The sequence below is a fragment of the Clostridiales bacterium genome (assembly GCA_030016385.1).
Classification (GTDB): domain Bacteria; phylum Bacillota; class Clostridia; order Clostridiales; family Oxobacteraceae; genus JASEJN01.
On record JASEJN010000076.1, the window covers coordinates 1 to 12,788 of the forward strand.

General features: G+C 41.1%; 13 protein-coding genes and 2 tRNA genes. 12 read left to right on the forward strand and 3 right to left on the reverse strand.

Annotated features, from left to right (window positions below; all coding sequences use genetic code 11):
• The first annotated feature begins 300 nt into the window (after nt 1–300).
• Nucleotides 301–588, forward strand: coding sequence for a nucleotidyltransferase domain-containing protein (locus tag QME45_13315; GenBank protein MDI6619613.1), 288 nt, complete (start codon nt 301–303; stop codon nt 586–588).
• Nucleotides 589–601: 13 nt separating this feature from the next.
• Nucleotides 602–919, forward strand: coding sequence for a DUF86 domain-containing protein (locus QME45_13320; protein ID MDI6619614.1), 318 nt, complete (start codon nt 602–604; stop codon nt 917–919).
• 204 nt (nt 920–1,123) lie between these two features.
• On the opposite strand, the gene QME45_13325 is transcribed toward QME45_13320, so the two are convergent.
• Nucleotides 1,124–1,696 (reverse strand): TetR/AcrR family transcriptional regulator C-terminal domain-containing protein, encoded by a 573-nt coding sequence (locus tag QME45_13325; GenBank protein ID MDI6619615.1) that lies wholly within the window; start codon nt 1,694–1,696, stop codon nt 1,124–1,126.
• 270 nt (nt 1,697–1,966) lie between these two features.
• Here QME45_13325 and QME45_13330 point away from each other — a divergent pair, with 270 nt between their 5' ends.
• Genes QME45_13330 through QME45_13340 form a run of 3 tightly spaced genes read left to right on the forward strand, consistent with a single transcriptional unit; the run spans nt 1,967 to nt 5,503 of the window.
• Nucleotides 1,967–4,555: a cation-translocating P-type ATPase gene (locus tag QME45_13330; protein ID MDI6619616.1), complete on the forward strand. Its 2,589-nt coding sequence runs from the start codon at nt 1,967–1,969 to the stop codon at nt 4,553–4,555.
• Between the two features lie 32 nt (nt 4,556–4,587).
• On the forward strand, nt 4,588–5,079 hold the full coding sequence (locus QME45_13335) for a hypothetical protein (GenBank protein ID MDI6619617.1): 492 nt from the start codon (nt 4,588–4,590) through the stop codon (nt 5,077–5,079).
• Between the two features lie 31 nt (nt 5,080–5,110).
• On the forward strand, nt 5,111–5,503 hold the full coding sequence (locus QME45_13340; protein MDI6619618.1) for a hypothetical protein: 393 nt from the start codon (nt 5,111–5,113) through the stop codon (nt 5,501–5,503).
• A 52-nt stretch (nt 5,504–5,555) separates the two neighbouring features.
• Here QME45_13340 and QME45_13345 read toward each other — a convergent pair whose 3' ends face one another.
• Entirely contained in the window at nt 5,556–6,419 is an 864-nt protein-coding gene (locus QME45_13345; GenBank protein MDI6619619.1) for a metallophosphoesterase, read from the reverse strand.
• A gap of 398 nt (nt 6,420–6,817) precedes the next feature.
• On the opposite strand from QME45_13345, the gene QME45_13350 reads away from it, so the two are divergent.
• Entirely contained in the window at nt 6,818–7,276 is a 459-nt protein-coding gene (locus tag QME45_13350; protein ID MDI6619620.1) for a hypothetical protein, read from the forward strand.
• 16 nt (nt 7,277–7,292) lie between these two features.
• Entirely contained in the window at nt 7,293–8,213 is a 921-nt protein-coding gene (locus QME45_13355) for a DUF1848 domain-containing protein (GenBank protein MDI6619621.1), read from the forward strand.
• Between the two features lie 100 nt (nt 8,214–8,313).
• Here QME45_13355 and QME45_13360 read toward each other — a convergent pair whose 3' ends face one another.
• Nucleotides 8,314–8,880: an AAA family ATPase gene (locus QME45_13360; GenBank protein MDI6619622.1), complete on the reverse strand. Its 567-nt coding sequence runs from the start codon at nt 8,878–8,880 to the stop codon at nt 8,314–8,316.
• A gap of 364 nt (nt 8,881–9,244) precedes the next feature.
• On the opposite strand from QME45_13360, the gene QME45_13365 reads away from it, so the two are divergent.
• From QME45_13365 to QME45_13385, 5 genes are all read left to right on the forward strand, one after another.
• A complete protein-coding gene (locus tag QME45_13365; GenBank protein MDI6619623.1) occupies nt 9,245–9,460 on the forward strand; it encodes a heavy-metal-associated domain-containing protein in 216 nt (71 codons plus the stop codon).
• 19 nt (nt 9,461–9,479) lie between these two features.
• The gene (locus QME45_13370) at nt 9,480–11,354 is read left to right on the forward strand and encodes a cation-translocating P-type ATPase (GenBank protein ID MDI6619624.1); all 1,875 of its coding nucleotides are present in this window, start codon (nt 9,480–9,482) and stop codon (nt 11,352–11,354) included.
• A 1-nt stretch (nt 11,355) separates the two neighbouring features.
• Complete coding sequence (locus QME45_13375) at nt 11,356–12,045, forward strand: Crp/Fnr family transcriptional regulator (protein MDI6619625.1); 690 nt, start codon at nt 11,356–11,358, stop codon at nt 12,043–12,045.
• A 362-nt stretch (nt 12,046–12,407) separates the two neighbouring features.
• Nucleotides 12,408–12,484, forward strand: a tRNA-Val gene (locus QME45_13380).
• Nucleotides 12,485–12,493: 9 nt separating this feature from the next.
• Nucleotides 12,494–12,569, forward strand: a tRNA-Ala gene (locus tag QME45_13385).
• The last annotated feature ends 219 nt before the right edge of the window (nt 12,570–12,788 follow it).

Genomic DNA, 12,788 nt, shown 5'->3' on the forward strand with positions numbered 1-12,788 from the left:
TAGATTAGAAATCATGAACCTATCTTCAAGAGTCAGATGTTTATACTTTGCCATATCAGAACCTTCTAAAAAAGAGATACCGGAATACACAACAATTAAAAATATAGCACTTTTCCCGTAGTAATTTCCAATCTTGATATTTTTCAGGATAACTTCCACTTTAAGAGGATAAGGGATGGAACTTACTTTGATAATTGAGTTTTCAAATTACGAATTGAAGAATAGGTTTGTTTTTGATTGCTAAAAATTTAAAAATTGTGTATAATACATTTAGAAAAAGCGCGATGTGAGGTGGAAAATATGATTACAATAGAACAGATAAAGCATGAAGTTCAAGAGGCTGCTAAAGAATATCCAATAAAGAAGGTTGAATTATTTGGTTCATATGCTGAAGGAACACATACTGATAAAAGTGATATTGACATATTAGTTGAATTTTCAACTTCTGCTATATCATTACTTACATTAGCTGCATTGAAATATAAACTCGAAGAAAGATTTAAGAAAGAGGTTGATGTTGTGCACGGACCTTTAGAAAAAGATTCCTTATTGAATATAAAGAAAGTGATTCCTGTGTATGAACAATAGAGATTATCAAATAATGAAAAAGATTTTGAAAGAAATTACGATAGCGTTAAAAATGGCGAACGATATATCTCAAACTGATTTTTTAAGGGATGAAAAATTAAAAAGGGCAACATGTATGACATTGATAAATATAGGTGAACTTGTAAAAAATATAACGGATGAAACTAAGGTATCTTACGGCAATATACCTTGGCGGGAAATTTCCGGATTAAGGGATATAACGGCGCATAAATATCAGACATTAAAAATGGAAGATGTTTATACAACAACGATAAATGATCTTCCACGACTTAAAATTGAAATTGCAAAAATAATAAGAGAATATGAATGAATATTTGTATTTTAACTAAAAGATTATAATTAAAAAATAATATATTGATTTATAATAATATTTTGTCATCTAAATTGGGCAAATGACACAAGCGAGTGTTCTTATAGCATATGCAAGGCCTGTAAGAACACTCGCTTTTTCTGATATATTATTTTTCTTATCGTTTATCTTATACTGAAAGAAAATATGAATCTGCCAATTTCCCTAAGGAAGGCGTATATTCGCCCTTTTCTCCAGGATCCTTTTGATTGCGAATTCCAGACATTCCTGGGTTATGGGATGAAAATCGGTAATATATTCATCAGGAGGGGTTTTCATGCCTCCCTTTGCCCATTGAGTGATGGAGCCCATAATTGCATTGGAAAAATAATTCGCAATCATTTTCATGTCATCGTTCGGTATCCTGTTTGCTTTAAGTATTATCTTGATTCTTGATATAATGCCATTATAGACAACTTTAAATAAATGTTCGCGAAGATTGTTCTGCGCATTTGAAGTAAGGGCGGCGACATAGAATTCCTTATTCGCATACAAAAGTTGCATCAGCTCATCGATGACGGTATTATCATGGTTCATATCTGTAAGAGTGGAAAAATCAATATCGAAAATCCAGCAGACTAACGCTTGTTTATCCTGAAAATGATAATAAAATGTTTTGCGGTTAAGCCCGCATTTTTTTACAATATCCTGTACGCTTATCTTATCTAGATTAATATTTGCCATAAGCTCCTTAAGCGTCTGCGCTATCAGCCGTTTGGTCAGTTCAGGCTTTGACATTTATCATACACCCCGTTTGCATAAGGTTCCTTAGACCCACAGTTTGAACAATCTGTGTAAAATTTGGACAGTTAACCATTAGTAACTGTTTCCTATAATAATACAGCATGATAAAATAATTGTAAAGTCGTGGAAATCCCAGAGGTGTATATTTTATTTATGCACCCGAATTTCATAGAAAACGCGGCTAAAACTTGTAGACAATGAAACTGATCAGATAAGTTGTTTCTAATATTATTTCTTAAAATATGAACACGGGGGGATTGCTAAGTGAAATATTATCTTGAAGAAATGCAGACTGTTTTGAAGTCTCAGGACACCACAAAAAATGGACTCGATTTATCGCAAGCGGATACAAGGCTTAAAAAGTATGGCAGAAACAAGCTTGAAGAAGCCAAGAAAAAAACAGTTGCGCAGAGATTGCTTGAACAGGTGTCCGATCCTATGATAATTGTTTTGATTGTAGCGGCGGTCATTTCGGGAATTCTTGGTGAAATGGCGGATGCAGTGATAATATTGATGGTTGTTGTGCTTAATTCGATACTGGGTGTCGTGCAGGAGGGAAAAGCTGAAAAGGCCATCGAGGCTCTGCAGAAGATGGCATCCTTGTATTCTAAGGTGAAAAGGGATGGAAGGATTGCCCAAATAAAATCAGATGAAATCGTCCCGGGCGATATAGTCGTTTTGGAAGCAGGCGATGCAGTGCCTGCTGACATGAGAATAATTAAAGCTTCAAGCCTGAAGATTGAAGAGGCATCGCTCACGGGAGAGTCGGTGCCGACTGAAAAAAGTGACCGGGTTATTGTATCAAAAAATGAGGATGTGCCGCTGGGTGATCGCAGCAACATGGCTTATATGGGTACAAATGTCGTATATGGCCGTGGCGAAGGCGTTGTAGTCAGCACAGGCATGTCAACTGAAATGGGGAAGATAGCAAATATAATCTCCAATACGAATGATGAAAAGACTCCGCTGCAAAGAAAGCTCGCAGGCCTGAGCCATATACTAAGCGCCTGTATTTTAGGAATATGTATTTTTATATTCCTCTTCAGCGTTTTTGAGAATGGAGGTTTTTTGGGAGGCCATGTGCTCGAATTATTTTTAACTTCGGTCAGTTTGGCTGTCGCCGCAATACCTGAGGGACTGGTTGCGGTTGTTACGATCGTTCTATCCATAGGCGTGACTAAAATGTCCAAAAGCAATGCCATTATAAGGAGACTTACAGCAGTAGAAACATTGGGCTGCACTCAAATCATATGCTCTGACAAGACGGGCACTCTGACTCAAAACAAGATGACGGTTGTCGATATATTCGGAGATCAAAATCAACTTATGGCTTGTATGGCTCTTTGCAATGACGCGTATCTTTCAGAAAAAGACGGCGAAATAACCGGAGAACCCACGGAAAGCGCGCTAATAAGGTATGCATATGATGCGGGTGTTGTCAAAGGCCATCTTGAAAGGGAAATGCCCCGTGTGGCGGAAGCGCCTTTTGATTCAATGCGAAAGATGATGTCAACAGTCCATAAAAGCAAAGATGGAAGATATGTTCAGTACATAAAAGGAGCGCCTGAAGAGCTATTGAAAAAGTGCACTCATATGTATAAAATAGATGGTATGGTTCCATTGACAGATAAGATCAGGCAGCTCATACTTGATGAGAATAGAAAGATGGCGGGCAAGGCCCTGCGTGTGTTGGGTTATGCCATGAAATATATGGATACATTGCCGGATGAAATTTCACCGGAGAAATTGGAATATGGGCTGACGTTTATTGGACTTACCGGTATGATTGACCCTGTGCGGCCGGAGGCAAAGGCTGCCATCGAGGAATGCCGCCGTGCAGGCATAAGGCCCATAATGATTACGGGAGATCACAAGGATACGGCAGTTGCCATCGCAAAGGAGTTAAACATTATATCTGACGAGAGCCAGGCGATAACGGGGACCCAGCTTTCAAAGATGTCTGATGAGGAATTTGAGAGCAAGATCGATAATTATTCAGTTTATGCGCGCGTACAGCCTGAGCACAAGGTGCGCATCGTAAATGCATGGAAAAAGCGCGGTAAAATCACTGCAATGACAGGCGATGGAGTCAATGACGCTCCGGCTTTAAAATCAGCGGATATAGGAGTCGGCATGGGAATAACAGGCACCGATGTAAGCAAAAATGTATCTGATATGGTGCTGGCCGATGACAACTTTGCTTCCATAGTTCACGCTGTTGAGGAAGGACGCAGGATATACGATAATATTCTAAAGGCCGTACAATTTCTGCTGTCTTCCAATTTAAGCGAAGTCGCTGCGCTATTTACAGCTACGATCATGAATATAACACTTTTTTCACCAATCCATATTTTATGGATCAACCTTGTTACAGATAGTTTGCCGGCTATAGCTCTTGGGACGGAAGGAGCGGAATCCAATATAATGCAAAAAGCTCCCCGAGATGCCAAGGAAGGCGTTTTTGCAAATGGGCTGGGGATAAGCGTCATATATCAGGGCGCTGTAATTGCCATTCTTACTTTAGTATCATATATGATCGGGAACAGGCAGTCGCATATAATAGGTATGACTATGGCGTTTCTCACGCTGTCCTCATGTGAAATATTTCATTCGATAAATATGCGCTCAAGGACAAGGTCCATATTCAGATTAAAAAGCCATAACAAATATTTGTTTGGAGCGATGCTTTTATCCCTTGCATTGACTGTATTCGTAATATATCTGCCTGGAGTAAACGATGTATTTAGACTTTCGGCGCTCTCGGCAGGAAACTTTTTTACAGCCATGGGCCTTGCACTCACGATTGTACCTGTTGTCGAAATCGTAAAGGCTGTAAGTCAACCATCATTATAGTCGGTTTTATATGAGCTTGGAGGGTGTTTACTATGAAGATATCTAAAATATTGCGTTCGAAGTTGCTTGCTTGGAATATAGCTTTATTCTTATTGCTTTCGATAATAATTTCATTTATATGTGCCAAAATACCTCGGAAAATATTTTCATATAAAAGATGGATATTCAGGGAAAGGAAATGGGAGAAAAGCGGAGCCGTTTATCAAAAAATATTTAGGGTAAGGGCATGGAAGAGGGTTCTGCCTGAATTGAGCGATTTTATAAAGTCAATAATGCCCAAAAAATATATCAAGGAATTCAGCAGCGCATACCTTTCAAAGTATATAATGGAATCCTGCAGAGCTGAATTCACTCACTGGAATATAATCATATCGTCATTCGTATTTTCTCTATGGTGTGATCTTGAAAGATCAATGATGATGGTAACGATAGCGGTGGTTTTAAATATGCCATATATAATAATACAAAGATACAACAGGCCGAGGGTAATTAGATTTATGAAGCAGATAGAATGTTTCCAATAGGAGAACTTTTAAAATCGAGGAGTGACTTGAATTGAACTGGCTTAGAAGATTTATGATGGGAAGATACGGCGGTGACCAGCTTTCCTTGGCTTTGCTCATACTTTCATTTTTGTTGGCATTTATAGCCAGGATAGCTCGGCTTCCATTATTAGTATTTATAAGCTATATACCAGTGGGAATATGCGTCTTCAGGATGCTGTCCCGGGATACATCAAGGCGAAGCATGGAAAACTATAAATTCATGATGATCGTAAACTCTTTTTATTCATGGATAAGGCAAAAGTGGGGCCACATTAAAAATTCCAAGACGCGCAGATATTTTAAATGTCCGTATTGTGCGGCCAGCTTGTGGGTTCCAAAGGGCAAGGGGAAAATCATAATCACATGTCCTAAATGCAAAACGCAATTTAAAAGGCGGACATAGATAATATATTTTACTTGAGATTTATAAAGATCACAATTTTTTTATTTAGTTTTTATGATACGAGCGTAATAACCACCAATTCAGGCCGGTTGTTGATGCGGACAGGGATGATGCTGTTCCCCAAACCACGGCTGACGATCATTTTGGTTTGATTCTTTTCGTATACGCCTTCAGAATATTTGGGGAAAAAGCCCTGATTCGGAGCTACAAGCCCTCCAACAAAGGGCAAACGTACCTGTCCGCCATGGGCGTGACCGCTTAGGACCAAATCGATGCTGTTGGCTGCATACACTTGAAACAGCTCCGGTCTGTGTGATAGCAAGATCGTGTATCCGCTGTTCCCATCAAGCATGCCTTTCAACTTAGTGTTGATCATGGCTGCGCTTTTCCCGAACATATCTCCCTTGATTGTGAAATCGGGATCATTTAAGCCCAGCAGTCGGATGGAATCTCCGCCGTATTTTATTGTAGTACCCTCATCTTTCAATATGACAACTCCAGATTCAATCATCCGCTTTTCCAGCTTTGCATATTCGTGAGTCCAAGCTTCGTGATTGCCTGTAATATAATATATTGGAGCAATGTGGATGGCACCATTGATAAAATCCATTGCCTTTTCGACATCCGTATGGCTTGAATCAATCAAATCACCAGTAACGGCAATCAGATCCGGGGATGCGTCCCTAACTGCGCGGAGCAATTTGCTTTGATTGTACCCAAATTCTGCATTATGTAAATCAGATACCTGAACAATCTTAAACCCATCGAAGGATGCCGGGATTTTTTTGCTATTTATGCTGATTTGTGTTGTTTGAATGGAGGTATTGCCCCAATATACCCAGATGGAGAAAATAAAAAGGGAAATCAGTAAAACTGTGAATATCATCCTGTGCTTTTTGTGGTTTATATTTTTCATAGGCTCACCATCACTAAAATTATATTTACATATGTGTTATATATATATAAAATTGAACTTTCAAAGGCACGTCATAGTTGAACCAATTATTAAAACTTCCTTGGTAGAAATTATACAATTTTATCAAGTATAATACTTACTGCAAGTATTATTAAGCCGTTTATAAATAAATTAAAACCGCCATTTCTAAAATAAAACAAGGCGTGATTTTTGAAGTTTTTATAATTCAATATATAATTATAGCATATATATTGACAGTGAGCAGCTCAGGTTAGAGAGCAGAGATTTATTTTTTTATAGATTTATGTTATTCTTGATATAGTAGAAACAGGCTTATTATATAGGTTTTATCCGATAGCCACATTCCGATTATTTATATAATGCAAAGGGTGAATGGAATGAAAAATTATATGTTTGGATTTTCACTAACAGGTCTTGTATTGTATGCATTGCAATTGCTGCCCAATATTATATGGATGCTTGTACCACCGGCTAACAATGTGCTTGCGAAAAATTCCTCATCCTATCCGATATTCAATATTATGGAGCAGGCATTTGGAATAATGACAGTTGCCTTATTGATTTTGATAATAAATAAAAAGAATGGGAGAAACAGCGGCCTTTATATTTTATTGGCGGTCATGTTTTTGGCAGGATATTATATCTCATGGATTTTGTACTATCAAGGAATGGTATCTCCTTGGCTTCTCATCATAGGTATTGCCGCCATGCCGCCTTTGTATTTTTTATTTGCCGGCCTCTGGATGAAAAACTATGTTGTCCTGCTTCCCTGTGTTATCTTTGGAATTACACATATTGCAATCACATGCTCTAATTATTTGAAGCTGCATAGTTAGCAGAATGGAGGAAATGATGATTATAAGTGCAAGCCGGCGGACCGATATACCTGCATATTATTGCGATTGGTTTTTTAATCGGATTAAAGAGCGATATGTTCTGGTTCGCAATCCCATAAATATACACAGGATCAGCAGAATAAATCTATCGCCCGATGCAGTGGACTGCATTGTGTTTTGGACCAAGAACCCGAAGCCGATGCTTGAGAGGCTAAATGAGCTTGAAGATTACAGTTTCTATTTCCAATTCACTCTCAATTCCTATGAAGGTGATGTTGAGACGAATCTCCCTTCAAAGAATGATTATCTGATTGGGATTTTTAAAAGCCTTTCTGATAAAATAGGCCCAGATAAAGTAATATGGCGGTATGATCCAATTTTTCTAAGCAGAAAATATACGATGGATTATCATATTGAACATTTTGGGGAGCTGACAAGGCAGCTTAAAGGCTATACTAAAAAATGTACAATTAGCTTTATGGATTTTTATCCTGGAATCAAGCGTAATATCAAGGAGCTTGAAATTTTCGGGATATCCTTTGCGCAGGAGAGGCAGGTCGCAGAGAAGTTATCAAAAATCGCTTTTGAAAACGGGCTTAAAATGGATACCTGCGCGGAGAAAATCGAACTGAGCGGCCTTGGAATTGCTCATGCAAAGTGCATCGATGATGAATTAATATCGAAAATCACCGGAAGTCATATAAGAGCGGGCAAGGACAAAAATCAACGTTTGGAGTGTGGATGCGTCTCCAGCATCGATATTGGAGCGTACAACACCTGCCGCAACGGATGCAGATATTGTTATGCCAATCATAGCATGAATATGTTATATAAAAATGTTGAGAATTATGATGCGGATTCTCCATTGCTTTGCAGCCACATCGGCTTGGATGATGCAGTCAATGAAAGAAATGTGAAGTCATTTAAAGAGAAATGATAGAATTTATCAAAAAATAAAGCGTACCCGCTCTTATAAGAGCTATACAGATAAGAGTGAGAGAGCTTGACAGACTGGTGACACGCCTATGGAAGCATATTTACGGTATTTCTGCAAGCCCGGGGATCTTGCTTCCAAGTTCTTTGATTGACGGTGTATATTCACCTGAAGTATCAATATAGAATGTAGGCGCATCGAATCGGAGTTCGTCGTAAGGGCTTACGCTAAGTTCAATTCCCTGCCTGGCAAGGTCTACCCCTTTGTCTCCATGGAAATACTCCCTTAATGGATTATCCAGTCCGCGCCTTATAAACCTTTCCAGTGCGACCTTGCTGTCAACTTTGCATATCAAAATATATATTCTGGCTATGCTCTTGTATCTCTCAAGCATTGTCGACCAAACTTTATGCTGGAATGCAGCCTCTGCGATCAGTGATACATTATTGGCCAGCATATTCTTGATTATATTAAAAAAAATATCCGTAGCTATTTTGTTGGTATCATCAGGAAGCTCCCTATGCGGTTTCCCGAAGGTGTGCACATATCCTTCTTTGATTTGATCGCGGCTTATTACCGGCATGAAAAATTTTTCTCCAAGCTCCTTAGCAAACGTTGTTTTCCCTGAACCCGGCCTGCCTGTAACCACCAATAAATATGGCTTTGCCATGCTTTCCACTCCCTTGCATATTTTCCTATATTATATATCATTTATCTGATTAAGAGCTACTTAGATTGACCTGATAAAGTCGAATTTTCAAATAAAAGCAGTTATATAATTCAATATATTGGATTTGACATCGTAATAATACACTTTATATTGATGAACAACTTGGTAATAAATGTTTTATCAGGCTAATCTGCTTAATAAAGCCCAACATAGTGAAGACTGCCAAGAGCATAACTCTTTCAATTTTATATTAATCCTACCTATGAAAATCTTTATAATAATTTTCAATTTTTGATCCAGGTCAAAGTAATTTCCGATTTTTGTCTGTATACTGAACTTACAAAGAATAAAGGAGGTCAGTATCATGACAAACAAAACATATCAGTTGGAGACGGTATCCTGTCCGAGCTGCATCGCTAAAATCGAGAGTGCGCTGAAAAAGACGGCTGGGGTCCAAAAATCGGAGGTATTTTTTAATACCTCAAGGGTTAAGGTTGAATTCGATGAGGGCAGGGTTTCATCGCAGGAGATCAAAGACAGGATTGAAAAACTTGGCTATAAAGTCCTGTCGGAAAAATAAAGGAAGGGGGCGTTTTACTATGTTTAAGCCGACAAAGGTACAAATCGTATGGAGCTCCGGCATTCTTGCCGCCGTATCCCTTGTGCTGAAAAAGCTGATCGGGTATGAGCCTGTTACCATTATCATGATGATGGCGGCAACTGCCATAGCAGGCACCCCCATCTTCAAAAAAGCGCTGGGTGCTTTGCGCTATCGCATCATCGGTATTGACGCACTGGTAACCATCGCCGTTACGGGTGCGGTTATTATCGGTGAATATTGGGAGGCCGCCGCCGTTACGTTTCTTTTCATCTTGGGCGATTATCTGGAATCAAGAACTATTGAGAAAACTCGCTCCTCCATTCGGGCACTCATGGATCTGGCCCCCGATTCGGCCAGAGTCCGCAGAAACGGTGTGGAGACGCGTATTCCGCCTAAAGAGGTTGTGCAGGGCGATTTGGTGATCGTCAAGCCGGGGGAAAAGATATCGGTGGACGGCAGTATTGTGGAGGGTTCCGCTTATATCAATCAGGCAGCCATCACCGGCGAGTCCATTCCGGTCAGCCGGACAAAGAATGAAACTGTGTTTTCCGGAACCCTCGATGAATCAGGGTATCTTGCAATCCGGGCGGATCGGGTTGGCGATGACACTACATTTGCGAGAATCCTGAACATGGTAGAGGAAGCCCAGGACAAAAAGGCAAAAGCACAGAAATTTCTGGAAAAATTATCACGCTGGTATACGCCGACGATCATCCTGCTTTCGGTGGTCCTCTTTTTTATAACAAGTGATACTCGGCTGGCGCTGACGCTGCTGGTAATCTCCTGCCCTGGCGCGTTGGTGATTTCCACACCGGTTTCCATTGTGGCGGGCATCGGCAACGGAGCGAAGCACGGCGTGTTGATCAAAGGCGGTGAGATTATGGAGAAGCTGGGGAACGTGCGGGCGGTGGCCTTTGACAAAACCGGCACTCTAACTAAAGGTAGACCTGGTGTGACGCGGGTGAAGTCATATAAAACGGATGAAAACGAGCTTCTGCGGATAGCCGCAATCGGAGAATCCTATTCCGAGCATCCTTTGGGAAAAGCCATTATCGCAGAGGCGGAAAAAAGGCTGGGCGCAGTCGTGCCACCGCCGGAAAACCCGCGAATGATCATCGGTCAGGGACTCGCTTTTTTCTGGAAGGGCAAGGAATATTATATCGGCAGTCGCAAACTCTTTGCATCTGAAGGAATCGATATTTCGGAACATGAGAAATATCTGGACAGTGAAGAAGAAAAAGGGCAAACCGCGGTAATCGTTGGCACAAGCGAGGGTGTTTATGGTATCATATCTATAGCGGATACCATCCGAGAAAACGCCAAGATGTTGGTTTCCGACCTCAGGTCTCAGGGAATCAAGAATCTAGTTATGCTGACCGGCGATAACCGACGCGCCGCCAAAGCCGTGGCGGATGAGGTAGGGCTTGACGTGCAGTACAGCGAATTGCTTCCCAAAGATAAAGTACGGGTTCTTAAGGAACTGGGCGAGAAATACGGTACAGTCGCCATGGTGGGTGATGGAGTCAACGACGCACCTGCGCTGGCTTCCGCGGATTTGGGAATTGCAATCGGCGGAGCCGGAACTGATGTGGCTATGGAAACTGCTGACGTGGTGCTGATGAGCGCAGACATCGGGAAACTCTCATACGTGGTGGGGCTGAGCCGTGCCACATCCCATAACATCAAACAGAACATCGTGTTTGCCTTGATTGTGGTTGTGCTACTGCTGGCAGAAGTACTGGCCAAAACGGTGAACATGTCTCTAGGAATGTTAGTGCATGAAGGTTCAGTGCTGCTGGTCATCATCAATGCCATGCGCCTAATGGGATACGGAAGATCCAAAGACAGGAATACTGCAGAAAGAGGTATATAAAATGCAAGATTGTCGCCACTGTGAAAGTCATAAAAGCTGTATCGAGCACGTGCCCATCTTTGGTAGCCTCAGTCATGAGGAAATGCTGGAAGTCGTTCAGATCGCCTCTTCGAGGAGCCTGGACAAGGGTGAAATGGTATACCGGGCAGGTGATGCAGGCGGGACTCTCTTTGTCCTCCACACCGGGCGGGTAAAGCTATTTCGCCTGAATGTCAACGGTAGGGAACAAGTCCTTCATGTGATCGGGGCGGGAGAGTTTATAGGTGAGCTCTCCCTGTTCAGTTTACTGCCGCTGACCGACAATGCCCAAGCTCTGGAAAGCTCCACCATGTGTGTGCTTCAGGGGGCAAAGCTCAAGGAGCTGATGACGAAATATCCGTCAATTGCCTTCAAGGTGATGGATGTGCTGTCACGCCGGCTGGAAAAAGCGGAGAGCCGGATCGAGGCCATCAGCTTGAGCTCGGTAACGCATCGGGTGGCCGGTGCTCTGCTGGAGTTGTCGGGCGGCAAAAGGGAAGTAATTTTGCCCATGACCAAGGGTGATCTTGCCTCGCAACTCGGTATGAGTCAGGAAACCTTAAGCCGCAAGCTTGCCGAATTTCAGAAGGAAGGGTTGATCGAACTTAAAGGGCAACGGAAAATCCTGATCAAGAAAAAGCCTGAGCTGGAGGAAATTGGCATCAAATTATGAACGCGAGAAATTTAGATAACGCGGCTTTTTCTTAGCATGATATAACAGCATGAGGCTTTAATGCCTTCGTAACCCATGGACATTATGATTCATGGCTTCTCCATATATGTTCAAATATCTAATTTTTATAGGCAACATCATTTGGCTGTGTTTGGCGAAAAATGACTGAATTTATCTGTTGCCCGATGTTTAGGTTATTATAAAATTGCAGGTCTTAGAACTTACAAAGCTTGAATCTGGCGAATGAGTGTTCAAAATAACATAAACTCATATTGCGAATCGAAGAAAGAAATAATAATTTATTCTTGAAATTTGCGATTAAAAATCTTATAATTAGAAAGTAATACTTATAGGATTGATGCGGGGAATTAGCTCAGCTGGTTAGAGTGCTTGCTTCACATGCAAGAGGTCGTTGGTTCGAGCCCAATATTCCCCACCATCTGTTTATGGGGGTATAGCGCAGTTGGGAGCGCGTCTGCTTCGCATGTAGAAGGTCGGGGGTTCGAATCCCCCTATCTCCACCAACCTTAGGCAAATCTATTTTTTAACGATAATTAAAATTAGGCTTGTCTTTTTTTATGCCAAATTTGGGCATGTTGCATATGTCATTACAGATTCCAAGCTTACGAACGATCTGGAAAGGAGAGCCGGCACAAAGCCGGTAACATTTTTGAAAAGTGATCTTTAAAATCTTCGATTCGCAATATGAAATCAGGCATAAATAGGATTATGTTATTTTGAGC